This window comes from Streptomyces sp. NRRL F-525, assembly GCF_000716605.1.
Taxonomy (GTDB): domain Bacteria; phylum Actinomycetota; class Actinomycetes; order Streptomycetales; family Streptomycetaceae; genus Streptomyces.
In genome coordinates this window covers 70,673-96,208 of sequence record NZ_JNXE01000024.1, presented here as the reverse complement: position 1 = coordinate 96,208, position 25,536 = coordinate 70,673, and the positions used below count along the sequence as shown (strand labels likewise).

At 68.6% G+C, this 25,536-nt stretch carries 18 protein-coding genes; 14 read left to right on the top strand and 4 right to left on the bottom strand.

The annotated features are described in order from the left end of the window. The first annotated feature begins 325 nt into the window (after positions 1-325). Positions 326-622 (top strand): DUF4193 domain-containing protein, encoded by a 297-nt coding sequence (locus tag OO69_RS29985; RefSeq protein ID WP_005481602.1) that lies wholly within the window; start codon positions 326-328, stop codon positions 620-622. A gap of 13 nt (positions 623-635) precedes the next feature. Beyond that, positions 636-1,553: a hypothetical protein gene (locus OO69_RS29980; RefSeq protein WP_106971128.1), complete on the top strand. Its 918-nt coding sequence runs from the start codon at positions 636-638 to the stop codon at positions 1,551-1,553. Between the two features lie 6 nt (positions 1,554-1,559). Here the strand turns inward: OO69_RS29980 and OO69_RS29975 are convergent, their stop codons facing one another. Next, positions 1,560-2,024: a DUF3093 domain-containing protein gene (locus tag OO69_RS29975; RefSeq protein WP_033283956.1), complete on the bottom strand. Its 465-nt coding sequence runs from the start codon at positions 2,022-2,024 to the stop codon at positions 1,560-1,562. 58 nt (positions 2,025-2,082) lie between these two features. On the opposite strand from OO69_RS29975, the gene OO69_RS29970 reads away from it, so the two are divergent. From OO69_RS29970 to OO69_RS29935, 8 genes are all read left to right on the top strand, one after another. Further along, positions 2,083-2,667 (top strand): PaaI family thioesterase, encoded by a 585-nt coding sequence (locus OO69_RS29970; RefSeq protein ID WP_033283955.1) that lies wholly within the window; start codon positions 2,083-2,085, stop codon positions 2,665-2,667. Beyond that, complete coding sequence (dut, locus tag OO69_RS29965; RefSeq protein WP_033283954.1) at positions 2,664-3,179, top strand: dUTP diphosphatase; 516 nt, start codon at positions 2,664-2,666, stop codon at positions 3,177-3,179. The genes OO69_RS29970 and dut overlap by 4 nt, the downstream gene beginning before the upstream one ends. Position 3,180: 1 nt before the next feature. After that, positions 3,181-3,936 (top strand): DUF3710 domain-containing protein, encoded by a 756-nt coding sequence (locus tag OO69_RS29960; RefSeq protein ID WP_033283953.1) that lies wholly within the window; start codon positions 3,181-3,183, stop codon positions 3,934-3,936. 158 nt (positions 3,937-4,094) lie between these two features. Further along, positions 4,095-5,270 (top strand): alginate lyase family protein, encoded by a 1,176-nt coding sequence (locus OO69_RS29955; protein WP_033284001.1) that lies wholly within the window; start codon positions 4,095-4,097, stop codon positions 5,268-5,270. Positions 5,271-5,431: 161 nt separating this feature from the next. After that, positions 5,432-7,984, top strand: coding sequence for a sensor histidine kinase (locus OO69_RS29950; protein ID WP_033283952.1), 2,553 nt, complete (start codon positions 5,432-5,434; stop codon positions 7,982-7,984). Further along, complete coding sequence (locus OO69_RS29945) at positions 7,981-8,664, top strand: response regulator (protein WP_033283951.1); 684 nt, start codon at positions 7,981-7,983, stop codon at positions 8,662-8,664. The genes OO69_RS29950 and OO69_RS29945 overlap by 4 nt, the downstream gene beginning before the upstream one ends. Positions 8,665-8,709: 45 nt before the next feature. Next, the gene (locus OO69_RS29940) at positions 8,710-9,108 is read left to right on the top strand and encodes an OB-fold nucleic acid binding domain-containing protein (protein WP_078652621.1); all 399 of its coding nucleotides are present in this window, start codon (positions 8,710-8,712) and stop codon (positions 9,106-9,108) included. 3 nt (positions 9,109-9,111) lie between these two features. Continuing rightward, positions 9,112-9,891, top strand: a complete 780-nt coding sequence (locus tag OO69_RS29935) for a DUF3159 domain-containing protein (protein WP_033283950.1) — start codon at positions 9,112-9,114, stop codon at positions 9,889-9,891. Between the two features lie 69 nt (positions 9,892-9,960). Here OO69_RS29935 and OO69_RS29930 read toward each other — a convergent pair whose 3' ends face one another. After that, positions 9,961-10,638 carry a potassium channel family protein gene (locus OO69_RS29930; protein ID WP_019061074.1) on the bottom strand — a complete coding sequence of 226 codons (678 nt, stop codon included), beginning with the start codon at positions 10,636-10,638 and terminating at the stop codon, positions 9,961-9,963. Then, positions 10,638-11,309 (bottom strand): potassium channel family protein, encoded by a 672-nt coding sequence (locus tag OO69_RS29925; protein WP_033283949.1) that lies wholly within the window; start codon positions 11,307-11,309, stop codon positions 10,638-10,640. Before OO69_RS29925 ends, OO69_RS29930 begins: the two co-directional genes overlap by 1 nt. 370 nt (positions 11,310-11,679) lie before the next feature. Between OO69_RS29925 and OO69_RS29920 the strand changes: the two genes are divergently transcribed. The 4 genes from OO69_RS29920 to OO69_RS29910 all read left to right on the top strand — a co-directional run bounded on the left by OO69_RS29920 (position 11,680) and on the right by OO69_RS29910 (position 19,733). Further along, positions 11,680-13,731, top strand: a complete 2,052-nt coding sequence (locus OO69_RS29920) for an APC family permease (RefSeq protein WP_033283948.1) — start codon at positions 11,680-11,682, stop codon at positions 13,729-13,731. A gap of 115 nt (positions 13,732-13,846) precedes the next feature. Continuing rightward, entirely contained in the window at positions 13,847-15,175 is a 1,329-nt protein-coding gene (locus OO69_RS29915; protein WP_033283947.1) for a class I SAM-dependent RNA methyltransferase, read from the top strand. Between the two features lie 571 nt (positions 15,176-15,746). Next, the gene (locus tag OO69_RS53595; RefSeq protein ID WP_267885217.1) at positions 15,747-15,869 is read left to right on the top strand and encodes a hypothetical protein; all 123 of its coding nucleotides are present in this window, start codon (positions 15,747-15,749) and stop codon (positions 15,867-15,869) included. 93 nt (positions 15,870-15,962) lie between these two features. After that, the gene (locus OO69_RS29910) at positions 15,963-19,733 is read left to right on the top strand and encodes an ATP-binding protein (protein ID WP_033283946.1); all 3,771 of its coding nucleotides are present in this window, start codon (positions 15,963-15,965) and stop codon (positions 19,731-19,733) included. A gap of 300 nt (positions 19,734-20,033) precedes the next feature. Here OO69_RS29910 and OO69_RS53590 read toward each other — a convergent pair whose 3' ends face one another. Beyond that, entirely contained in the window at positions 20,034-25,103 is a 5,070-nt protein-coding gene (locus OO69_RS53590) for a beta strand repeat-containing protein (RefSeq protein WP_033283945.1), read from the bottom strand. Positions 25,104-25,536: the final 433 nt, after the last annotated feature.

Sequence of the window (25,536 nt, the reverse complement as noted above, 5' to 3'; positions counted from 1 at the left end):
TGTGTGATCGATCACAAGCGCGATTTTCAGGCCATCTACTCTCCGTGATCATGCACCCTGTCGGAAAGCCGGGAAAATCCGGGTTTTCGGGGGTCTTGATCACGGGAAGTACACGATGAGGTGCCTTTGAAGAGCGGCACGAGGACCGTGTACGGTCCCCTTCGCCATCCAAGCCGATCACTCTTGAGGGGTCCGGTTGGGTGTCGATTGAGTAACAGACCTTGATGTGAGGCAAAATCTCCGCCTCAGGTCGGGCACAAGTCCGGCCTCTCACGCGTTACGTGCGCTGGAGACACCGCAGACACCCAGAGGGGGAGAGCGCGACATGGCAACGGATTACGACACCCCACGCAAGACCGACGACGACGTCGACTCGGACAGCCTTGAAGAACTCAAGGCGCGTAGGAACGACAAGTCGACTTCCGCAGTGGACGTCGACGAATTCGAGGCCGCCGAGGGCCTCGAGCTGCCCGGAGCGGACCTCTCGAACGAAGAGCTGGCCGTCCGGGTGCTGCCCAAGCAGCAGGACGAGTTCACTTGCATGAGCTGCTTCCTGGTGCACCACCGCAGCCAGCTGGCCCGCGAGAAGAACGGCCAGCCGATCTGCCGCGACTGCGACTGAGGAGGGGTCGGCCGTGACTGGCTCGACCCCACCCTGGAAGCGCCGCTCCCGCAGGCCGGGAGCGGACGAAGGGCCGACAGACGGCCCTCATGGCGCGCGTGACGACGAGCGGGGCTCATCCGACACTGGATCAGCCTCGCTCGAACCGGCGGCCGACCGGGCTGACCTCCCGGTGCCGGCGGACGTTCCCGCAGCCGCCCCCGTCGCGAAACGACGGGCGGCGGTGATCCGGGACAAGGCCAGGGAAGGCGTCCGTAAGGGCGGCAGCCGGGCCAGGGCCGGTCTGGCGTACCTCGCCGACCGGATCATCGACATCGCCCCGCGGATCCCCGTACGGGACCTTCAGGCGCTTCGGCGGCAGTTCCCGGGCCTCGGCCCCGAACAGCTCGCCGACAAACTGGTGGCGGGCGCGGCCAACGCGACGTCCACCGTCGGCGCGGGCATCGGCGCCGCGGCGATGCTGCCGGTGCCGCCCGCCATGCCCACCGAACTGGCCGCCGAGATCACCGGCGTCGCCGCGATCGAGCTGAAACTGATCGCCGAGCTCTACGAGGTCTACGGCGCCCGTCCGCCCGGCGACCTCCGGCAGCGCAGCACCACGTATCTGAACTCCTGGTCCGGGGAGCGCGGTATCGACGTGACCAAGCCGTCGACCATGAGCGCCGCGCTGAACGGTCACATGAAGCGCGAGCTGCGTCAGCAGATCATGAAACGCATGGTTCGGGATTTGCCGAACCTGATGCCCTTCATGGTCGGCGCCGCCGTCGGAGCGGTCATGAACCGCCGGGACACCAGGAAGCTCGCCGAGCGCATCCGCAAGGACCTGCGCAAGGCCCAGGTCCCGTGGGACGCGCTGCCCGAACTGCCGCCCCTGGAGGCCCCGCCGGACCCGCTGCGGATGGGTGAGATCCCGAAGGAACTCGGTCGCTGAAAGGTCCTAGACGGCTGCCGCGCGGGCCGTCTTCAGGGCCTCCGCCAGCCGCTCCGGCTCGCGGGTCGACAGATACAGGTACGGCGTCGGGTCGTCCGGGTCGGTGACCTCGACGCGCAGTGCCCTCGGGATGTACGAGCGCAGCAGCAGGAAGGCGCGGGTGTCGGCCTTGTAGGTCCGCCAGGCGCGGGCCTCCTCCGGGTCCAGGATCTCCGCCTCGCCCAGGGCCGTCACCGGGATCTTCGCCTCGCCCGCGATCAGCTGGTCGCCCACGATCCGGATGCGGAGCGAGCCGTAGGAACTGGCCATCACGGACGCGACCGCGGTGCCGCCGACCAGGCCGCCGAGGAGCGGCAGGGTGCCGAAGGGCAGCAGGATCAGGGCGAAGGAGACGCCGACCAGGAACGAGATGAACCACCACGAACGGGGGGCGGTGAGGCGCTCGTCGTAGGGGGAGGCGGAAAGCTGCATGGAGCCAAGCTTGGCACGGTGTCCGGAAGGTGCCGACGCGCGGGTAAGGTCTGCGGCTGTGAGTGGTACTTCTCCAGCTCTTAAGCCTCCGTCCGACGCCGTGAAACCGGTGCGGCACCCTGACGCGCCCGCGCCGGGCGAGTTGCTCGGTGCGCACTACGAACAGTGTTTCGGGTGTGGCGGCGACCAGCCGCACGGGCTGCACCTGGAGGCGCGGGCCGGTGAGGGCGTCACCATCACCGCCGAGTTCACCGTGCGGGCCGCCCACCAGGGCGCCCCGGGCCTCGCGCACGGCGGAGTGCTCGCCAGCGCACTGGACGAGACCCTCGGCTCGCTGAACTGGCTGCTGCGGACGATCGCGGTGACCGGGCGCCTGGAGACCGACTTCGTGCGGCCGGTGCCCGTGGACACCGTGCTGTACCTGGAGGCCGAGGTGACGGCCGTGGCCGGCCGGAAGATCTACTCGACCGCCACCGGACGCATCGGCGGCCCCGACGGGCCCGTCGCCGTGCGCGCCGACGCCCTCTTCGTCGAGGTGAAGGTCGACCACTTCATCGACAACGGCCGCCCGCAGGAGATCCGGGCCGCCATGGACGACCCGGACCAGGTCCGGCGTACCCGTGCCTTCGAGGTGAACCCGTGAGCCGTAGTTCTCTGGACGTGTCGATCCGGCGCGTCGACCCGGACGTACCGCTTCCGTCGTACGAGCATCCCGGTGACGCGGGAGCCGATCTGCGGACCACCGAGAGCCGGGAACTGAAGCCGGGTGAACGGGCCGTACTGCCCACGGGGGTGTCTATCGCTCTCCCGGAGGGGTACGCGGCCTTCGTGCACCCTCGTTCGGGGCTCGCCGCCCGCTGTGGTGTTGCCCTGGTGAATGCCCCGGGGACGGTTGATGCCGGGTACCGTGGGGAGATCAAGGTGATCGTGGTGAATCTCGACCCGTACGAGTCGGTTCGGTTCGAGCGCTTCGACCGGATCGCCCAGCTGGTCGTCCAGCAGGTCGAGAGGGTCCGCTTCCAGGAGGTCGCGGAACTTCCCGAATCGGCGCGGGCCGAGGGGGGCTTCGGGTCCACCGGCGGTCACGCCGCCGTGGGCGGCACCACGGGTGGGAATCGATACGCTTCGGTCGTATCCGACCGGGAAGGACAGTGACGTGTTCGGACGTCGCAAGAAGGGCACTGCCGCCGAGGACGCGGCGAGCGAGGCCGAGCAGGTCGTCGACGACGTCGACACTGAGGCGGACGAGTCGGTCGAGCGCGTGAAGCTCGAGCCGGAGCCCCGCCCCGACGGACCCTGGGACGACTCGGAGATCGGCGACCCCGCCGAGGGCCGGGTGGACCTGGGCGGTCTGTTCGTGCCGGGAGTCGACGGCATGGAGTTGCGGGTCGAGGTCGCGGGCGACGCGATCGTCGCCGCCACCGTGGTCCTCAAGGACAGTGCCATCCAGTTGCAGGCCTTCGCCGCGCCCAAGCGCGAGGGCATCTGGGGTGAGGTCCGCGAGGAGATCGCCAGCGGCATCACCCAGCAGGGCGGCATCGTCGACGAGGTCGAGGGGCCGCTGGGCTGGGAGCTGCGCGCGCAGGTTCCGGTGCAACTGCCGGACGGCACGGGCGGGTTCCAGGTCGTGCGGTTCGTCGGCGTGGACGGTTCGCGCTGGTTCCTGCGCGGGGTGATCTCCGGGCAGGGCGCGGTGCAGCCGCAGGCGGCCGGGCTGCTGGAGCAGATCTTCCGGGACACGGTCGTCGTGCGCGGCGAGGGCCCGATGGCGCCCCGCGACCCGATCGTCCTGAAGCTGCCGAACGACGCCCAGATGGTCCCCGAGGGCGTCCAGCAGGAAGAGGCGGGTTCCCGCTTCTCCGGCGGCATGGGCCAGCTGCAGCGCGGGCCGGAGGTCACCGAGATCCGCTAGTTGGAACAGACGTAGACGAAAGGGCCGTACCCCTCCCCGGGGTGCGGCCCTTCGTCGTGCGCGCACTCTTGACGGCTCATTGGTCCGTACCTATGGTCTCGGCTCAACGCCCAAGTTCATGAGGGTGCTCTGTGTTCACATACGAGAACGGAGTCACCGTGCGCCGCGCTGCCCTGCTCTCCGTCGTCACCGCCCTGGTCCTGGGCTTCTTCGCCCAGCCAGGCACCGCCGCCCAGGCGGCCCCCGCCACCTTCGTCCACCCCGGAGTCGACGTCTCCAGGAGCCAGCTGGACTTCGCCCGCACCGAGGTCCTCGCCGGCGCCCAGCCCTGGAAGGGTGCCTACGACCAGATGATGGCCAGCTCCTACGCGAGCCTGAGCCGCACCCCGAAGCCCAGAGCCGTCGTCGAGTGCGGCTCGTACTCCAACCCCAACTACGGCTGCACCGACGAGCGCGAGGACGCGATCGCGGCCTACACCGACGCGCTCGCCTGGTACATCACCAAGGACGCGCGCTACGCCCAGAAGGCCATCGAGATCATGGACGCCTGGTCGGCCACGATCACCAGCCACACCAACAGCAACGCGCCCCTGCAGACCGGCTGGGCCGGCGCCTCCTGGCCCAAGGCCGCCGAGATCATCAAGTACACGTACACCGGGACCTGGACCAACTCGGCCCGCTTCGCGACCATGCTGCGCAACGTCTACCTGCCCGAGATCATCAACGGCTCCAATTCCAACGGGAACTGGGAGCTGACGATGATGGACGCCGCCGTCGGCATCTCCGTCTTCCTGGAGGACAAGACGTCGTACGACAAGGCCATGGCGCTCTTCCGGACGCGGACGGCCGCGTACATCTACCTCGCCTCGGACGGTTCCGTACCGAAGACCGTGCCGAGCCAGAACCTCAACACCACGGCGAAGATCGTCAGTTACTGGCAGGGCCAGTCGACCTTCGTCACCGGGCTCACCCAGGAGACGTGCCGCGACTTCACGCACACCGGGTACGGCCTCTCGTCGATCTCGCACGTCGCCGAGACCAGCCGGATCCAGGGCACCGACCTCTACGGCACCGACGTGGGGGAGCGGCTGCGGCAGGCGCTCGGGTTCCAGGCCAAGTACCAGCTGGGCACGGCCGTCCCGAGCTGGCTGTGCGGTGGGTCGCTGACCCTCGGGCTCGGGCCGGTCACCGAGGTCGGCTACAACGCCCTGCACAACCGCCTGGGCATCGCGATGACCAACACCCAGACGCTCACCCTGAACAACCGCCCGGCGGGCACGAACAACCTCTTCGTGGCCTGGGAGACGCTCACCCACGGCGACAACCCCAACTGAACATCCTGAACACCGCCGGACCCTGATGCCCGTACGGTGCCGTACGGGCATCAGGGTTGTGTCAAAGACGTCCCCGGGCGTACTCGTCACCCCATTTGTCGGACTTATTGGCCGTAAAGTCGACGCTGCGTACACAGGTGTGACGGGAAGACAATGGGGCCATGGGACGCGGCAAGCTTCGGATCTACCTCGGTGCGGCACCGGGCGTCGGCAAGACGTACGCCATGCTGTCCGAGGCCCACCGCAGGGTGGAGCGGGGCACCGACTGTGTGGTCGCCTTCGTGGAGCACCACGGGAGGGCCCGCACCGAGGTGATGCTGCACGGCCTGGAGCAGGTCCCGCGCGTGGAGCTGGCCTACCGGGGGACTGTCTTCACCGAGATGGACGTCGACGCGGTGCTGCGCCGGGCCCCCGCCGTCGCCCTGGTGGACGAACTCGCCCACACCAACATCCCGGGCTCCCGCAACACCAAGCGCTGGCAGGACATCGAAGAGCTGCTCGCCGCCGGAATCGATGTGGTGTCCACCGTCAACATCCAGCACCTGGAGTCCCTCGGCGACGTCGTCGAGTCGATCACCGGGGTGCGCCAGCAGGAGACCGTGCCGGACGAGGTCGTCCGCCGGGCCGATCAGATCGAACTCGTCGACATGTCGCCCCAGGCGCTCCGCCGCCGGATGGCGCACGGCAACATCTACAAGCCCGACAAGGTCGACGCGGCCCTCTCGAACTACTTCCGGCCCGGAAACCTCACCGCCCTGCGGGAGTTGGCGCTGTTGTGGGTGGCCGACAGGGTCGACGAGTACCTCCAGGAGTACCGCAGTGAGCACCAGGTCTCGGCGATCTGGGGTTCCCGCGAGCGGATCGTCGTAGGGCTGACCGGCGGGCCCGAAGGGCGGACGCTGATACGGCGGGCCGCGCGGCTCGCCGAGAAGGGGGCCGGCGGCGAGGTGCTGGCCGTGTACATCTCGCGCAGCGACGGGCTGACCTCGGCCTCCCCGAAGGAACTCGCCCTCCAGCGCACCCTCGCCGAGGACCTCGGCGGCACCTTCCACCACGTCGTCGGCGACGACATCCCGGCCGCGCTGCTCGACTTCGCGCGCGGGGTGAACGCCACGCAGATCGTCCTCGGCTCCTCGCGCCGCAAGACCTGGCAGTACGTCTTCGGGCCGGGGGTCGGCGCCACGGTCGCCCGCGAGTCGGGCCCTGACCTGGACGTCCACATCGTCACCCACGAAGAGGTCGCCAAGGGGCGCGGGCTGCCCGTGTCCCGGGGCGCGCGGCTCGGGCGGGCCCGGATCGTCTCCGGGTGGCTGGTCGGGGTGGTCGGGCCGGTGGGGCTCGCGCTGCTGCTGAACGCCGTCCATCTGGGGCTCGCCAACGACATGCTGCTCTTCCTGTCGCTGACGGTGGCGGCGGCGCTGCTCGGTGGGCTGCTGCCGGCGCTGGTCTCGGCGGCCCTCGGCTCGTTCCTGCTGAACTACTACTACACGCCCCCGCTGCACCGGCTGACGATCGCCGACCCCAAGAACATCGTCGCCATCGCGATCTTCGTCGGCGTCGCCGTGTCCGTGGCCTCCGTGGTGGACCTCGCCGCGCGACGCACCCAGCAGGCCGCCAGACTGCGTGCCGAGTCCGAGATCCTGTCGTTCCTCGCGGGCAGCGTGCTGCGCGGCGAGACCAGCCTGGAGGCCCTTCTGGAGCGCGTCCGGGAGACCTTCGGCATGGAGTCCGTGGCCCTGCTGGAGCGCAAGAGCGACGTGGAGCCCTGGACCTGCGCCGGCCGGGTCGGCGTGGGGGCGCCGCTGGAGCGGCCCGAGGACGGCGACGTGGACATGCCGGTCGGCGACCACATGGCCCTCGCGCTGACCGGCCGCGTCCTGCCCGCCTCCGACCGCCGGGTGCTGGCCGCCTTCGCCGCCCAGGCAGCCGTCGTACTGGACCGCAGGCGCCTGCGTGAGGAGGCCGACCAGGCCCGGGCGCTCGCCGAGGGCAATCGCATCCGTACGGCCCTCCTGGCGGCCGTGAGCCACGATCTGCGGACCCCGCTCGCCGGCATCAAGGCGGCCGTCTCCTCCCTGCGCTCCGACGACGTGGCGTGGTCCGAGGAGGACCAGGCCGAGCTCCTTGAGGGCATCGAGGACGGCGCCGACCGGCTCGACCACCTCGTGGGCAACCTGCTCGACATGTCCCGCCTGCAGACCGGCACGGTCACGCCGATCATCCGCGAAATCGACCTCGACGAGGTCGTGCCGATGGCGCTGGGCGGGGTCCCCGAAGGCAGCGCCGAACTCGACATCCCGGAGACGCTGCCCATGGTGGCCGTCGACCCCGGGCTCCTGGAGCGGGCGGTGGCCAACCTGGTCGAGAACGCGGTCAAGTACAGCCCGCCCGGCGAAACCGTCCTGGTGTCCGCCAGCGCCATCGCCGACCGTGTCGAGGTACGGGTGGTCGACCGGGGCCCGGGAGTCCCGGACGCGGCCAAGGACCGCATTTTCGAGCCCTTCCAGCGCTACGGCGACGCCCCGCGCGGCGCCGGGGTCGGACTCGGTCTCGCCGTGGCGCGCGGGTTCACCGAGGCGATGAACGGCACCCTGAACGCCGAGGACACGCCCGGCGGAGGCCTCACCATGGTGCTCACGCTCCGCGCGGCGGACGGCACCGTAGACGACGCGCATGACGTGTTTGACGTACAACCGGAAAGGCAGGCCTCATGACCAGGGTCCTCGTGGTCGAGGATGAGCCGCAGATCGTGCGGGCCCTCGTGATCAACCTCAAGGCGCGGAAGTACGAGGTCGACGCGGCCGCCGACGGCAAGACCGCCCTCGACCTCGCCGCCTCCAAGCACCCGGACGTGGTCGTCCTCGACCTGGGGCTGCCCGACATGGACGGCGTCGAGGTGATCCGGGGGCTGCGGGGCTGGACCCGGGTGCCGATCCTGGTGCTGTCCGCGCGGCACTCCTCCGACGAGAAGGTCGAGGCGCTGGACGCGGGGGCCGACGACTACGTGACCAAGCCGTTCGGCATGGACGAGCTGCTGGCGCGGCTGCGGGCCGCCGTGCGCCGGGCCGAGCCCACCGGGGGCGGCGAGGACGACGTCCTGGTCGAGACCGAGGAGTTCACCGTCGACCTGGCCGCCAAGAAGGTCCAGCGGGACGGGCGGGACGTACGGCTCACCCCCACGGAGTGGCATCTACTGGAGGTGCTGGTGCGCAACACCGGGCGGCTGGTCAGCCAGAAGCAGCTGCTCCAGGAGGTGTGGGGGCCGTCGTACGGGACCGAGACGAACTATCTGCGCGTGTACATGGCGCAGCTGCGGCGGAAGCTGGAGACGGACCCCGCGCATCCCAAGCACTTCATCACGGAGCCCGGTATGGGCTACCGGTTCGAGCGCTGAGGGCGTGGGTACGTTGCTGTCAGTGGACCCCGGTACGCTTCAGATATGAGCGCTGTCCCTCGTTCCGAAAAGCCGGCCGGACGGTTCCGGCGCATGCTCGACCGGCTCTCCACCTCGCAGGAGGACCTGGAGTCGGAGGAGCTGCGTGAGGACGCCGAGACCGAGGGCTGTGTCCGGATCGGCGACTGCCACGACCGACAGATCGTGACGGTTACTGGTACGTTGCGCACGGTCACGCTGCGCCCCCGGGCGGGAGTCCCGGCCCTGGAGGCCGAGCTGTTCGACGGTTCGGCCGCCCTGGACGTGGTGTGGCTCGGCAGGCGCTCCATCGTGGGGATAGAACCGGGGCGCAAGCTGATCGCGTCCGGCCGGATCTCGATGAGCCGGGGCCGCCGGGTGCTCTTCAACCCCAAATACGAACTGAAACCCCTCGGACGGGAGTAGCCGGTGACGTCGCTCGACAAGCCGACCGCGGACACCGTGGACGCCGAAGACAGCGAGCAGGATGTCCGGGCGGTGACCGAGGCGGCCCTCTTCGAGGCGTTCGGCGGACTGCGCGGCATGATCGAAACGGTCCTGCCCGGCCTGCTCTTCGTCAGCATCTTCACCGTCAACAAGAACCTGCACTGGTCGGCGATCGCCGCCCTGGCCGTCGCGCTGGCCCTGGTCGTGGTCCGGCTGGCCACCCGGGACACCGTCAAGCACGCCTTCAGCGGTGTCTTCGGCGTCGCCTTCGGTGTGGTCTTCGCGATGATGACGGGCAACGCGAAGAACTTCTATCTCCCCGGCATGCTCTACACGCTGGGCCTGGCGCTCGCGTACATCATCACCACCCTCGCGGGCGTCCCACTGATCGGCCTGATCCTCGGCCCGGTCTTCAAGGAGAACCTCTCCTGGCGGACCCGCAACCCCGGCCGCAAGAAGGCCTACGCGAAGGCCAGTTGGGCCTGGGGCCTGATCCTGCTCGCCAAGTGCGCGATCCTCTTCCCGCTCTACTGGTGGGCCAACACCGCCCAACTCGGCTGGGTCCTGGTCGCGTTGAAGATCCCGCCCTTCCTCCTCGCCGTCTGGCTGACCTGGGTCTTCCTCGCGAAGGCGCCCGCGCCGATCGACGTGTTCGCGGAGATGGAGGCGGAGGAGCAGGCCGAGAAGGAGCGCAAGGCTGCCGCCGAGGCCACCGGCGAGGGCCAGGACGCGACGGCGGGACGGCACCGGCGCGACGCGTAGTTTTTCTTTTGACGAGGAAGGGCGCCCTGAACATTCAGGGCGCCCTTCCTCGTCGTATCCCCGAAGGGATCAGCTCGCCGCGTCCTCCCGGCGCACCGACAGCAGATCCTCCAACTGCTCCTCGCGCGCCTGAGCCGCCACGAACAGCAGCTCGTCGCCCGCCTCCAGGGAGTCCTCGCGGGACGGGGTCAGCACGCGCGTGCCGCGGATGATCGTGACCAGGGACGTGTCCTCCGGCCATTCCACGTCGCCGACCTGGGTGCCCGCGAGGGCGGACTCCTCGGGGAGGGTCAGCTCGACGAGGTTGGCGTCGCCGTGGCTGAAGCGGAGCAGGCGGACGAGGTCGCCGACCGACACCGCCTCCTCGACCAGGGCCGACATCAGACGCGGGGTGGAGACGGCCACGTCGACGCCCCAGGACTCGTTGAAGAGCCACTCGTTCTTCGGGTTGTTGACGCGGGCGACGACGCGCGGGACGCCGTACTCCGTCTTCGCGAGGAGGGAGACGACGAGGTTGACCTTGTCGTCGCCCGTCGCGGCGATCACGACGTTGCAGCGCTGCAGCGCCGCCTCGTCCAGGGACGTGATCTCGCAGGCGTCGGCCAGCAGCCACTCCGCCTGGGGGACCCGCTCGACCGAGATCGCGGTCGGGGCCTTGTCGATGAGCAGGATCTCGTGACCGTTCTCCAGGAGCTCTCCGGCGATCGAACGTCCGACCGCGCCGGCTCCGGCAATGGCGACCCTCATCAGTGACCGCCCTCCTCTTCGGGACCCTTGGCGAACGCCGCCTCGACCTTGTCGACCTCGTCCGTACGCATCATCACGTGCACGAGGTCGCCCTCCTGCAACACGGTCTGCGAAGAGGGCAGCATCGCCTCGCCGAGCCGGGTGAGGAACGCCACGCGGACGCCCGTCTCCTCCTGCAGCTTGCTGATCCGCTGGCCGACCCAGGCGGCCGAGGCGTGCACCTCGGCGAGCTGGACACCGCCGGTGGGGTCCCGCCACAGCGGCTCCGCGCCCGAGGGCAGCAGCCGGCGCAGCATCTGGTCGGCGGTCCAGCGGACCGTGGCGACCGTGGGGATGCCCAGGCGCTGGTAGACCTCGGCGCGGCGGGGGTCGTAGATCCGGGCCGCGACGTTCTCCACGCCGAACATCTCGCGGGCGACGCGCGCCGAGATGATGTTCGAGTTGTCACCGCTGGAGACGGCCGCGAACGCGCCCGCCTCCTCGATGCCGGCCTCGCGCAGGGTGTCCTGGTCGAAGCCGACCCCGGTGACCCGGCGGCCGCCGAATCCGGGGCCCAGCCGACGGAAGGCGGTGGGGTCCTGGTCGATCACGGCGACCGTGTGCCCCTGTTGCTCCAGGGTCTGGGCGAGAGCGGAACCCACTCTGCCGCAGCCCATGATGACGATGTGCACGACCGTCCTTCCGGTGTCCTGAAATCAATGCTCAGCCCCATCAGGGTCTCAGACCGAGGCCCAAGCTACACACGCCCGGTCCCTCCACGGCACCCCTGTGCGTCAGCGGCGGCCGATGCTGCGCACGCTGGCCAGGGTGAGGATTCCGAGGCCGACGAGGGCGGCCAGGGCGCCGATCAGCTCTGCGGTCGCGGGCATGGAACCTCCAGGAGGCGGTGGGAGCGGGGTTTTGTCATATAGACACGGAGTCGTAGGTCTCGACGGAATCCGCAACTCCACTCGTCCCTTATTTCACTCGTGAGGCAGATGACAGCGGGTAAGGCGGCGGAAAGTAGAGGATCGCCTGTTCGAAGGCCTACGATCCTCTGTTGTGTCCAAACTGACCGACGTGCCCAAGCGCATCCTCATCGGGCGCGCACTGCGCAGCGACCGGTTGGGCGAAACGCTCCTGCCGAAGCGCATCGCACTCCCCGTCTTCGCCTCCGACCCGCTGTCCTCCGTGGCGTACGCGCCCGGCGAGGTGCTGCTGGTCCTCTCCATCGCGGGCGTGTCGGCGTACCACTTCAGCCCCTGGATCGCGGTCGCGGTCGTGGTGCTGATGTTCACGGTGGTCGCCTCCTACCGGCAGAACGTGCACGCCTACCCCAGCGGCGGCGGCGACTACGAGGTGGCCACCACCAACCTCGGCCCCAAGGCGGGCCTCACCGTCGCCAGCGCCCTGCTCGTCGACTACGTCCTCACCGTGGCCGTGTCGATCGCCTCCGGCATCGAGAACCTCGGCTCCGCGGTGCCCTTCGTGGTCGAGCACAAGGTGCTCTGCGCGATCGCCGTCGTGGTGCTGCTCACGCTGATGAACCTGCGCGGGGTGAAGGAGTCCGGCTCGCTGTTCGCGATCCCGACGTACGTCTTCGTCGCGGGCGTCTTCGTCATGATCGCGTGGGGCGCCTTCCGCGGACTGGTCCTCGGCGACACCATGCGCGCGCCGACCGCCGCCTACCACATCAAGGCCGAACACCAGGGCCTCGCGGGCTTCGCCCTGGTCTTCCTGCTGCTACGGGCCTTCTCCTCCGGCTGTGCGGCGCTCACCGGTGTCGAGGCGATCTCCAACGGCGTCCCGGCCTTCCGCAAGCCCAAGTCGAAGAACGCGGCGACCACCCTCGCGGCGATGGGCATCCTGGCCGTCACGATGTTCTGCGGAATCATCGCGCTGGCCATGACGACCAAGGTCCGCATGGCCGAGAACCCGGGCACCGACCTGCTGCACAACGGCGTCGCGATCGGCTCCGGCTATGTCCAGAACCCGGTGATCTCCCAGGTCGCCGAGGCCGTGTTCGGCAAGGGCAGCTTCCTGTTCATCGTGCTGGCCGCGGCCACCGCGCTGGTCCTGTTCCTGGCCGCCAACACGGCGTACAACGGCTTCCCGCTGCTCGGCTCGATCCTCGCCCAGGACCGCTACCTCCCGCGCCAGCTGCACACCCGCGGCGACCGCCTGGCCTTCTCCAACGGCATCGTGCTGCTCGCCGGCACGGCCGCCCTGCTGCTGGCGATCTACGGCGCCGACTCGACCCGCCTGATCCAGCTCTACATCGTGGGCGTGTTCGTCTCCTTCACCCTCAGCCAGACCGGCATGGTCCGGCACTGGAACCGCCACCTGGCCACCGAGAAGGACCAGGCCAAGCGCCGCCACATGGTCCGCTCGCGCGCGATCAACACCTTCGGCGCGTTCTTCACCGGCCTGGTGCTGGTCGTCGTCCTGGTCACGAAGTTCACGCACGGTGCCTGGGTGGCGCTGCTCGGCATGTGCATCTTCTACGCGACGATGACCGCGATCCGTAAGCACTACGACCGGGTCGCCGAGGAGATCGCGGCCCCGGAGGGCCCGAGCGACGACAGCCTCCGCCCGTCCCGAGTCCACTCCGTCGTCCTGATCTCCAAGATCCACCGCCCGGCTCTACGAGCCCTCGCCTACGCCAAGTTGATGCGCTCGGACACCCTGGAGGCGCTCAGCGTCAACGTGGACCCGGCGGAGACCAAGGCGCTGCGCGAGGAGTGGGAACGGCGCGGGATCGACGTACCGCTGAAGGTCCTCGACTCGCCGTATCGCGAGATCACGCGGCCGATCATCGAGTACGTGAAGGGGCTGCGGAAGGAGTCGCCGCGGGACGCGGTGTCCGTGATCATCCCCGAGTACGTCGTCGGGCACTGGTACGAGCATCTCCTGCACAACCAGAGCGCGCTCCGGCTCAAGGGCCGGCTGCTGTTCACGCCGGGCGTGATGGTGACGTCGGTGCCGTACCAGCTGGAGTCCTCCGAGGCGGCGAAGATCCGGGCGCGGAAGCGGAGCGAGTGGAGTGCGCCGGGTGCGGTGCGGCGGGGGCCCGCGGCGGACCGGCACAAGGAGCCCTCGGACACCAAGGGCTGAGCGCTTTGTGGTGAGCGGCCGGGCGGGGTCCACGTAGACTGGTGGGCTGTTGTCCGGCCGTCCCCTTTGGTACGTCCTTTCGCTCGCCCCCTTTCGCATTTGGAGTCACCCCGCCATGCAGGCAGAACCGAAGAAATCGCTGGTGGGGGAGGAGTACGAGGTCGAGGTGGGCCCCGTCGCCCATGGCGGGCACTGCATCGCCCGTACGGCCGAGGGGCAGGTGCTGTTCGTCCGGCACGCGCTGCCGGGTGAGCGGGTCGTCGCGCGGGTCACCGACGGCGAGGAGGGCGCGCGGTTCCTGCGTGCCGACGCGGTGACGATCCTGGACGAGTCCAAGGACCGGGTCGAGGCGCCTTGCCCGTACGCCGGACCCGGTCGCTGCGGCGGCTGCGACTGGCAGCACGCCAAGCCGGGGGCCCAGCGCCGCCTCAAGGGCGAGGTCATCACCGAGCAGCTGCAGCGGCTCGCGGGGCTCACGCCCGAGGAGGCCGGCTGGGACGGCACGGTGATGCCGGCCGAGGGCGACAAGCTGCCCGCGGGCCAGGTGCCGCGGTGGCGCACGCGCGTGCAGTACGCGGTGGACGTCGACGGCAACGCCGGTCTGCGCAAGCACCGTTCGCACGAGGTCGAGCCGGTCGAGCACTGCCTGATCGCGGCGCCGGGCGTCAGCGAGCTGGGCATCGAGGAGCGCGACTGGTCCGGCATGGCCTCGGTCGAGGCGATCGCGGCGACGGGTTCCCAGGACCGCATGGTCATCCTGGAGCCCCGCCCCGGCGCCCGCCTGCCCCTGGTCGAGCTGGAACGCCCCGTCTCCGTCATGCGCGTCGAGGAGCACGACGGCGGCATCCACCGCGTGCACGGCCGCGCGTTCGTCCGCGAGCGGGCCGACGGCCGTACGTACCGCGTCGGCAGCGGTGGTTTCTGGCAGGTCCACCCGATGGCGGCCGACACCCTCGTCAAGGCGGTCATGCAGGGCCTGCTGCCGCGCAAGGGTGACATGGCGCTCGACCTGTACTGCGGCGTGGGCCTGTTCGCGGGCGCCCTCGCCGACCGCCTCGGCGACAAGGGCGCGGTGCTCGGCATCGAGTCGGGCAAGCGCGCGGTCGAGGACGCCCGGCACAATCTCGCCGGGTTCGAGCGGGTGCGGATCGAGCAGGGCAAGGTCGAGAGTGTGCTGCCGCGGACCGGGATCAGCGAGGTCGATCTGATCGTGCTGGATCCGCCGCGGGCGGGGGCCGGGAAGAAGACGGTGGAGCATCTGTCGTCGCTCGGGGCGCGGAAGATCGCTTATGTGGCTTGCGATCCGGCTGCGTTGGCTCGGGACATCGCTTATTTCCGGGATGGGGGGTATCGGGTGCGGACGTTGCGGGCGTTTGATCTGTTTCCGATGACGCACCATGTGGAGTGCGTCGCGATCCTTGAACCGGTCGCCAAGCTGTCCTGACCTGCGGCTTTGTGTGTGCGCATCATGTGCGGCGTGGGCGTTACGGGCGATATCTTGACGCTGAAATGACGCTCGTGACGCTCATTTGACGCTCGTTCTGATGGGGTGTCAGGCTTACTGTGTCACTGGTCAGGCAGGCTGACACCTGGTCCGGCCAAGCGTGTTCGTTGAGGATCTTGTGATGCCGAGCAGTTGCGTGAACCCCGGCGTAGGCTGCCCAGGGGGTCTTCGTTTGCTTGTGGTGCATCGCATGGGAAGTCTTGAGCGGTGCAGCCCAAATGAGTGCAATGTGTCGGGGGTTCGACTCCCCTGGTCTCGGCTGTGCGCATCCCTCCGACCTGCTGAAGCGCTATCGGAGGGATCTTTTGTCGGGATTTTCAGTGCGTGGTGATGCTGACGGGACGTCTGCGGAGGTCGGTGCTTGTAGGGCTTCAGGGTGTTGTCTTTCCCTCTGAGGATCCCCTGGTACGTCGGTGTTGCGGTGCGCAATACGGTCCTGCTCGCTGTAGTTGCGGCTTGGGGGCCTGTGCTGTCCTGGCCCGAGCGGAGGACCTGTGCCTATTCGTCAGTCTTGTGGGGTGTGAGCGTCGGCGGACCGTGTGGTGGGCTGCTCGAGGCCCTGTCGCTGCTGGAGGTGCTGGAGGTGCTGGAGGTGCTGGCGGTGGTCGGCCTCGCCGTGCGGGTCTGGTTGTAAGCCAGGTCGGCACGTGGTGCGTCCTGAACCCCTACCGTTGACTTGCGGCTCCGGGTGGGCCGGTTGTGTAGAGCGGGGGGGGGGAAGGCACAGATGGACGAGGTGTTGCCGACGGCGTTGCTGGTGGCGTTGGCCGAAGGCGCCGGAGGGGAGGCCGGGCGCCGGCTGGTGGAGGAACTGGCGCAGGCGCTGGCACATGACCCGAGCGCTACCGCGCAAGTGCTTGCCGAGGCGGCTGCCCAGCCCGCCCGGCAGGAGGCGGTGCGGTCCTGGGCCGACCGGTTGGCAGACGTGTTCGTCGCCGATCCGCACATCGCGCAAGCGGTCGCGGATGCTATGCAGCGGCATACGCCGGGCAGTGCGGCAACCTGGTATCGAGGAGACCACATCGATTTCCGGGGCGGGGTCTTTCTGGGTGATGTGGTTGGCACGCAGGTCGTGATCCAGCAGAACGGGCCCGCGGAGCCCGATCCCTGGATGAAATCCCACGACTACCTTCGCTACGTGAACAAGGGTGCGGTCTACTCGCATCGTTGGCGACTCGTCGGGCGAGGGCAGACGATGGACGGCCTCTTACCGTTTGCTAGGAACGAGCAAGGAGGCGTCGCGCTTCTCATCGGCAGGGCCGGAGTTGGGAAGACGAAGATCGTGACGGCTCTGTGCGAGGCGCTGCGCGAGGCAGAGCCCGCCGTCGAAGTACGGGTGCTCGGCCCCGACTCCGCCATCGGCCCGGGCTCGTTCAGGGAACTGCCGAGCACGGGCAGACTGCTGGTGATCGTCGACGACGCACACGACGATGCCCTTCCCCTGGAAAAAATCGTCTCCGGGGTCCGGAGCGCCAACGGCTCCGCCAACGTGCTGCTCTCCCTGCGGCCCTACGGCGTGGCCCATGCCCGCCGCGCACTGGCCCAGGCCGGCCTGCACGCGAGCGAGGCCACCGTGGCCGAGATCGGGGACCTGGAGTTCGGCGCTGCTCTTTCCTTGGCTGGCGAGATTCTGGACGAAGCGGTACGGCTCCACGCACCGAGGCTCGCCACAGCGGCACGGGATTGCCCGCTGCTGATCGTCACCGGCGGCGCGTTGATCAACAACGGAGCCCTGGATCCCCGGAGATTCGCAGGCGACGAGCAACTCCACCTGGAACTCACAGACCGCCTCGCTGAGGCGCTGACCGCCGATGCGGCATCCGGCCAGGTACCCCAGGATCTGCTTTTTGCCCTCGCCGCGTTCCAGCCTGTACGGCTCGCGGAAGAGGCGGTACTCACGTCGCTGGAAGCTCTGACCGGCTTGCCGTTCGACGTCCTTGCCCGGCACTTGGAGACCCTGGAGGGTGCCGGGGTGGTGCTGAGCCACGGCACCACCGTGCGTCTGGTGCCGGACCTGCTGGGTGACGCCCTGCTCGTCAAGGCTGCGCGTCACAGCAGCACAGGTCTGCCCACGGGCTACGTCACCAGAGCCATGGAAGCCGGCCAGGGCAGCGCGCTGGCCAACCTGGTGGTGAACACCGGCCGTGTGGAGTGGCAACAGCAACAGGGCACCAGCACCGGCGGGCTGATCGAGCCGCTGTGGGAGCAGATCAGGGCAGCGTTTCGCGCTGCGGACGCACGGGAACGGGTGAGTCTGCTGGAGGTCGTGGCGAAGGTCGCCTTCTTCCAACCGCGGCGGGCTGTTGACCTGGCCACGTGGGCGGTGGACAACCCTTGTGACTCCGTCACCGCGGAAGTCGGGTTCGGTTTGCCCCACACCTGGACCGACACGGATGTGCGCTATGCCCTGGCCCCTGTCCTCCAGGCCGCCGCTCATTCTCTGGAGTTCCTGCCGCAGGCGGCCGCCCTCCTCTGGAGCCTGGGCCGTGACGACTCGCGCCCCCTGAATCGACACCCCTCGCACCCCGTGCGGATTCTGGTGGAACTGGCCGGCTACACCCGCTTGGGCCCCACCGAGTACCAGCAGATCCTCGTCAGCCAGGTCGAGCGCTGGCTGGCCCGGGCACCCGCCGCTCCGACTGTCCACCAGCCGCTGAGCGTGCTCGCCCCCGTGCTGACCATGGAGGACCATGACGAGCTGTGGTCACCCACGACCTGGACGCTGACCTTCCGCCCCTACGTGCTGACCCTCACCAGTGAGGTCCTGGACATGCGCGGCGCGGCGCTGGACCTGGCGTTCGAGGAGCTGGGGCACCCGCAGCTCGAACGCGCCTCGGCGGCCTGTTCCCTGATCGGCAAGGCAATCAGCCTGCCCCTTGGCGGTTTCGGGCTGACGGTGACGGACGCCATGTGTCAGCCGTGGATCCCGCACCTCGCGAGCACCGTTGACCGGCTGCACCGGTACATCGTTGATCACGCCCTGCCGCCGGCGATCCTGGTCGCCGTGCGCACTGAGTTGCAATGGCTAGCACAGCACGGCCCCGATGGCCTCCGCCGCCCCGCCGAAGACCTGTTGAGCGCAATCTCCACCTCACCGGACAACGCACTCGCCCGGGCGCTGCACGGTGGACCCGCCGACCCGGCTGTCTACTCCGCCGTCTCGGATTCGCGGGCGGCGCAAGACGTGCTGTTCAGCGACGTGATGACCGCTCTCGCTGACTGGACAGACGACACGATCGCCACCCGCGTTGATGTCTTGCTCAGCGAGAACGACAGGGTCTTCGGCACCGACAGCGGATGGGCCCGGTCCTTCATCTGGACGCTGGTCACCCACCGTCCGTCCGTCGGTGAAGCCATCTGCGAGCAGGCCATGGCCGCGCCCGAGTGCTCTCTGACATCGCTGGTGTCGGTCGCTCTCGCTGCGATGGGGCACGTCGCCGGAGACCGCGCGGTCCGCTGGGGGCGGACGCTCATGGACTCGGAGAACACCCAACTCACGCGGGAAGTGGCGCAGGCGTTTGGTAACCATCGCGGTCGCGGCGATCTGCTGGACGGCGAGGCGGACCTGCTGCGCGAACTCGCCGCCCACGGGGACGACATCGTGCGCAGGGCCACGCTCGGCGCCGTGCACGTCATCGCAGCGCAGCACAAGAACCTGGCCGTCGAACTGCTCACCGCACCGCCCGCCGTGGAGATAGCGGAACTCGACGCGTTCGCCCAGGCTGTGGCCGGTCCTCCGTACAGTCCGCTGTCCTGGTCGGATCTTTCCAAGGAACAGCAGGGGGCATTCCTCGCGGCTCTGACCGCGGCACCGTCCATCGACGGCTACGAGATCGGCCGGTTCCTCGCAGAACTCGCCCGCACCGAACCCCTCACCGTCATCGAACTGCTCGAAGCCAGGGCGGAGTCCTCACCACGCCAAGCGATTGGCATGCACTCCGCCCTGCCCTTCCGCTGGCATGTGACACCTCCATTCCGCGATCACGACGACTTCCCGGACCTTCTGCGGCAGATCCGCGACTGGATCGCCGCCGACCCGGAATCCGCCCGCAGGTGCTATCTGGGAGCTCGCCTCTTCGAGCTTGTCGCCGGGCCTTACGACGCCCGAGTCAACGCCGTGATTGACGAATATCTCGACGACAGCGACCCCATGAAGATCAGGATCGCCGCGGCGATGCTGTCCAAAGCCCCACGGACGCTCGTCTTGGACGTCGGGTTCGTACGCCGCTGCCTGCGAGCCGCCGACCGCCACGGAGACGCCATCCTGAAGAGAATGAGGGGCGCCCTCTACGACGCCTGCATGAGCGGGATGCGTTGGGGGACGCCTGGCGAGCCCCACCCCGAGGATCTAGAGCAGCAGGCCAAGGCCACTGAGCTGGCCGACGGATGTCCCCGGGGCAGCGTCGAGGAGCAGTTCTACCGCGACCTAGCGGACTCCACCCTGCACCGTATGCAGGACGAGACAGACGAACTCCCTCCGGACGGCCGCGACTGGTGAGTCCGGATGTGCGGCCACCGTGAGCCGTGCGTGCTTGTACTTCAGGGCTGCGGCCCCGTGCGGGCCGATGTGGATCTGAGTGAGCAGGTCCTGGAATCAGCTGGATGGTGGTTGGGGTGGGCGCGAGCGAGATCGATCCCTTGAAGAGATGAAGTCCATACGGACCCAGCTCAGCGGATGTCTGGGTCCGTTTGGGCTGACGGGGCCGGCGCTTGGATTGTCACCGTGTTGGAGGAGTGCCGAAGGGCCGGCTCCCGTTGCCTTGGGGGCTGGCCCTTCGGGTTCAGTGCGATGGGTGTGTCAGGTGTAGTAGCCGCTGGAGTCGATGACGAGGTCGGTGGTGCCGGTGCTGTCGTTGTAGAGGGTGATGGATCCGCTGGTGTCGGTGGGGGTGAGGGTGAGGTTGGCGATGGTGTCGCCGGTGCCCCAGTTGATGTTGCTGGTGGCGGGTTTGCCGGTGCTGGTGGGGTAGACGGTGGCGTTGCCGCCGGTTGTGGGGCCGGTGATGGTGACCATGGCGGCGATGGTGGGGGTGGTGGCTGTGGTGATGTGCTGGGTGGTGCTGGGGGTGAGGGTGTAGGTGCTGTTGGCGGCGACGGGGGTGGTGGTTCCGCCGATGCCGCTGCGGGTGTCGACGAGGCGGGTGGGGTTGATGGTGTGGAATTTCTGGCCGGTGGTGCTGGTGGTGTAGTAGCCGGAGATGTCGGCGAGGACGGCGGTGGCGCTGGCGTGGACGGAGATGGTGATGGTTCCGGAGGTGCCGATGGGTACGTCGCCGGAGAGTGAGGCGATGGCGTTGCCGCTGTTGAAGCTGAGGCTGGTGGCGGCGGTGGGGGCGTATCCGGTGGCGTAGGTCTGGAGGTAGCCGGTGCCGGTGGCGTCGGCGGCGGCGAGGTTGATGGCGACGGCGGTGGCGGTGCTGGGGATGCCGTTCTGGCCGGTGATCTGGAGGGTGAAGGTCTTGTCGGCTGCCACGGTGCCGGTGGTGGTGAGGCTGGTGTGGGCGATGCTGGAGCGGGTGTCCAGGGCGCGGACCGCGCTGGTGAGTGGTGTGTAGGTCTGGTCGCCGGTGATGGTGGGGTCGCTGGTGAAGTAGCCGGTGACGTCCACGATCAGGGCGGCGGTGCCGCCGGTGGTGTTGACGTGGGTGTAGAGGTCGATCTTGCCGTCGTTGCCGACGGGGACGATCTGGTAGCCGGTGGCGGTGGTGGAGGCCGTGAAGTTGGTGGATGAGGTCTTGGGTCGCTGGGTGCCGTCGGCGTAGGTGGTGACGTAGCCGCCGTCGGTCTGCGCGGTGGCGGTGACGTCGACGGCGACGGCGGTGACCGAGGCAGGGATCGTGGTGGGTGCGCCGCTGACCGGGGAGGTGACCGTGTCGCCCGCGATCTTCAGATGGGTGACGGAGTCGGTCGCGACGGTGCTGGCGCCGGCGGTGATGCCGCTGGTGTAGGTCAGGCCGCTGCTGGAGCGGGTGTCGAGGATGCGGGTGGGGGTGACAGCCTGGTGGTATCCGGCGGGGGTGTAGGGCTGGGCGGGGGGTACGACGGCGCCGGTCCAGGTCTGCACGCGGGCGAGTTCACCCGTGAAGTAGTCGGCGCGGGCGTTGGTGTGCCAGTCGTCGCCGAGCTGGAAGGTGCCGCTCGCGCCGGTGCTGGGGGCGGTGTGGCTGCCGGTGGCGACGAAGACGTCGTCGACGTAGAGGTTCATCACGCCGGTGGTTTTGTCGTAGGTGGCGGTCAGGTGGGCCCAGGTGCCGAGGTGGACGGTGCCGCCGGTGACGGTGTCGAAGCTCCAGGCGGTGCCGGCCCCGGTGTTGAGGCTGAACTGCCAGCCGTCCGTGGTGGGGATGAGCAGGATCCCTGAGTCCGCGCTGCCGCTCTGGGAGAGGACCGCGCCACCGTAGGCGGTGGGGTCGGCCCAGACGGAGACGGTGAAGGACTTCGTCAGGTCCAGGGCTTTGCTGCCCTGGAGGTAGTCGTGGTCGCTGGAGTCGAGGGCGACGTCGGGGTCGAACAGGCCGCCGGTGGGCGCGGTGACGCCGCTGGTGCCGGTGAGGGGGATCGCGGTGGTGGCCGCGTCGTCGGCGGTCAGGGCGGTGGTGTCGTAGTCGTTGAGCGGCCAGTCGTGGGTGTCGGTGCTCAGGGCCTGGCCGGCGGGGATGGGGGTGGTGAAGGTTGCGGCGGTGCCGGTCAGGGTCATCTCATGGGCGGTGGCGGTGCCGGTGCTGTTGGTGGTCCACAGGTCGGGTGTGCCGTCGTTGTTGATGTCGGCGGCCTGGAGGGTGGGCTGGCTGACGGAGTCCCAGCCGGTGGAGGCGGCCTCGACGGAGGTGAGGGAGGTGTCGATGACGAGGTTGTTGATCGCGTCGTCGGCGAGTTTCGTCAGGTTGCCGGGGCTGAGGTACCACAGCTGTCCGGCAGAGGGGTCGCTGGTGCTGGTGTCGCGGGCGAATACCGCGGGCAGTCCGTTCAGCAGGGTGCTGGTGATGGTCCAGCCGCTCCAGCCGGTGGTGCAGTTGGTGGTGGTGCTGGTGTTCTGGGCGAGGCAGTAGGGGTTGTAATCGGCCAGGTCGGTGGCGGCGTCGGCGCCGTTGTAGCCGCCGGACTGGTCGCTGTCGGGTGACAGGTAGAGCGAGCCGTCGATGACCATGAGCAGGTCGGAGTAGCCGGTCATGGCCGTGGGATCGAACATGCCGTCATCGTCGGTGTCGCTGACGGCGTAGTTGTACAGACCGCCGCCGTTGGCGATGGATGTGGCGAAGGCGGTGGTTGAGGTGGTGGTGCCGTCGTCAGCGGTTGTGCTGATGGAGCGGCTGAAGGCGGCGGTGGAGTCGCCTGCGGCTGGGATGCCGCCGTTGGGGTCGAGGGGGCTTCCGTCGCCGGTTCCGCGCAGGATCTCCGCGCTGGCTGACACCGTGGAGGTGTCGTAGCTGTAGTCGAGAACGTCGGTGAAGCCGGTGGCGCTGGCGAAGTGGCCGGTGATGACCTGGGTGCCGGTGAAGGATGTGGCCGTGTGGCTGGTGGTGGAGACGCCGTTGCCGTCGATACCGATGTCGCGGGCGACCGCGTCGACCTTCCCGGTTCCGGTTCCGGTGGCCTGCCATAGTCCAGCGGGCAGGGAGTTCTGGCCGCCGACGGTCAGCAGGTCGGCGTTGCCGTCGCCGTTGAGGTCGTCGCTGGCGGCGGTAGCGGGAGCCTTGGCGATGAACCGGTAGTCGTCGGTGTCGCCGATGTTCCCGCCGCTGGAGACTGCGGTGACGGTCAGGACGTTGGTCTGCGTGGTCGGCTTCAGCGAGATGGTTGCGGTGTAGGGGCTGGAGCTGGAGGCGGCGACGCTGACCGGATTGCCGCCGTTGAGCTGGTAGCGGTAACTGCCGGGCGCGGAACTCGTGTTGGTGTCCGTCAACGTGAAGCCGGCGGCCGTTCCCACGGTGCACAGACTGTCCCCCGAGGCACTGTCCGCGAGTTCAGGACACTGACTGGCGGTGGAGGTGACGAAACTGATGGTGGGGGCGCCCGGGATGGTGGGGTCGTAGTAGAAGTGACAGGTCTTCGACTGACTGCTGGTCAGGTCCCCGTCGCCGACGGTGAGGTACCAGGCGAACTCGGTCTTGGAGGTGAGCGCCGCGAAGGGCCCGGAGGTATTGGTGTGGGAGTAGAGGGTGCTTGTGGTAGTGCCGCTGGTCGCGTTGATGGCCCGGGTGGAGGTGCTACCGCTCGACATGTTCTTCAGGGTGAAGTTGGCGGTGAGCGGGCTGGTGGTGCCGTCCGGGTCGGACACCGCGGCGCGCAGGGTGACGTCGCCCAGGCCCAGGGTGGTGGGAGTGGCGGCGGAGCAGCTGGTGGCCGGGCTGGTGGTCAGGGTGGTCGGGGTGTTGGGGGTGTGGTCGTAGGTGGTGGTGATGGTGGCCTGCTTGCTGAACTGCTTCCAGGCCAGGTCATTGCCCTCGTCGGCGGCCTTCAGCTCCAAGGTGGCCTTTGACCACTTGCCGGCGGCGGCCTGTTGCATCAGCCATTTGCTGTCGAAGGTGACGTCTTCAGGGCCGCACGAGGTGGACCAGCCGTGGGCGGCGGACTGGGAGTCGAGCAGCTTGAGCCGTTTGGGCTGGTTGTTCCAGGTGGTGCCGGAGGTGATCGATCCGGTCCAGTACAGGTCAACTTCCTCCTTGGTGCAGGACGCCGACCAGTTCTCGTAGAAGGAGATCTTGGAGTCGATGATGTCGTCTGCGCCCCAGACGCCGCTGTGGATGCTGGTCTGGTAGAAGGCCCGGTTGGTGGAGATGTCGGAGGTCCAGTCGGTGTAGCCGACGTGCAGGGGCCCGGGGGTGGAGGCAGCGGGCTTCCAGAATGCGGTGTCGGGCCACTCGTTGTCGACGTACGCCCACGCCTGGACGGTGTCGGTCTGTCCGGAGGCGGTGAAGGTCGGGTCGATGTAGACGGGGTAGACGGTGTGCGTGCCCGTCAGCAGGCTGTGGTTGGGCGAGAGCCGTATCTTTCCGGCGTGGTAGGCGGCCTTCAGACTGGTGATGCGGGCGGCGGTTCCGGGAGAGGCGGGGCTGGAGTTGAGCGGGTTGCCGGTGCGGGTGTCGACGCTCTGGCCGGTCTGGGGGTCGGTCGCCTTCGGGGTGTTTGCGGAGGCATGGCCGGAGTCCCACATGGTGGGGGCGGTGGCGGAGAATACGGTGCGCCCGTGGCGGTCCTTGGCGGTGATGTCACCGGCCGTGTCGCTGGCCAGGGTCACCCCGGTGGCCTTGGCGGACAGATTCAGATCGGTGAGTGCGGGATTCGCCGCGGCGGTAGCGTTCTTGACGACCAGGACCTCACTGAACCCACCGGTGTCCTGCGCGGTCACGGCGAGATCCACATTGGGCAGCACGCTGTGGTAGGTCGCGGTGGCGCCCGAGAGAGAGGGCGTTCCCAGCGCGAACGCGGCGGGCAGGGACACCGCCAGGGTTCCGTCGCCGGCCCGCATGGTGGCTAGCGGGGCGTCCGTGCCGCCGCCGGACAAGGTCAGGGAACTGGTCGACGCCTTGGGGGAGATGGTGCCGTCCGCCTGGCGCACGAGCGTGGGATCCAGGCTCTTCCATCTCCCGTGCACCAGTTTGCGTACCGGGGCGATGGTCTGTCTGAGCGTCAGCGTGCCGTTCGGGTTCGCGGTCAAGGTGGAGGAGTCCGTCGTCGCGGCCGTCGCCTGGACCGGCTTGCCGGAGGCCCGCGCCTTCGCCAGGGCCTGATCTTCGCTCAGCCCGGCGGGAACACGGGCCGGCGAGCGGCTGGCTGAGCCGGCGTTGGACGCCGATGTGGCCGCGTGTGCGATGCCGGGAAGCCCCAGGGCACCCGAGACGGCCAGGGCAGTGGCACCGACAATCATGCGGCGCACCCAAGAATGAGGCAGAGAGGCCCGCGAAATGTTTTGCACTTTCTTTCCCCCAATTATTCATGCTGATGGAAAACTCTGCACGGCTTACCCCCGGCCTATCCTGAACGACCTCGCGCGAGGGTCAATCTCTCGCAAAATAGCCACGGCGGTTTTCGCCGTCCATTGATGCGCCCAGCCGCTGCGAAGTGCAGTGCGGGTGCGGCGTTGAAGGCGGCCGGATCGCGCCACCGTATGAGGATTTAAGAGCCCCGCATGCGATTGTGTGACCCAGATCACGGCATGTGCATGCCTTGGATGTCCACTTCTATTGAAGTTTGGTCACCTTCTGGCGCGGGTTCTTTCCTAAGTCATTATTCATTTGGATTGAACCTTCATGTACTTCTTTCCGTCGGGGAACAATCGCCGCAGCAGTAATAGAGGCTGG

Coding starts and splice junctions, on each gene's coding strand:
- OO69_RS29915 (WP_033283947.1), top strand. CDS start 13,847: ATGCAGGCAGAACCGAAGAAATCGCTGGTGGGGGAGGAGTACGAGGTC.
- OO69_RS53590 (WP_033283945.1), bottom strand. CDS start 25,103: ATGATTGTCGGTGCCACTGCCCTGGCCGTCTCGGGTGCCCTGGGGCTT.
- OO69_RS29975 (WP_033283956.1), bottom strand. CDS start 2,024: ATGCAGCTTTCCGCCTCCCCCTACGACGAGCGCCTCACCGCCCCCCGT.
- OO69_RS29945 (WP_033283951.1), top strand. CDS start 7,981: ATGACCAGGGTCCTCGTGGTCGAGGATGAGCCGCAGATCGTGCGGGCC.
- OO69_RS29910 (WP_033283946.1), top strand. CDS start 15,963: ATGGACGAGGTGTTGCCGACGGCGTTGCTGGTGGCGTTGGCCGAAGGC.
- OO69_RS29940 (WP_078652621.1), top strand. CDS start 8,710: ATGAGCGCTGTCCCTCGTTCCGAAAAGCCGGCCGGACGGTTCCGGCGC.
- OO69_RS29930 (WP_019061074.1), bottom strand. CDS start 10,638: ATGAGGGTCGCCATTGCCGGAGCCGGCGCGGTCGGACGTTCGATCGCC.
- OO69_RS29950 (WP_033283952.1), top strand. CDS start 5,432: ATGGGACGCGGCAAGCTTCGGATCTACCTCGGTGCGGCACCGGGCGTC.
- OO69_RS29985 (WP_005481602.1), top strand. CDS start 326: ATGGCAACGGATTACGACACCCCACGCAAGACCGACGACGACGTCGAC.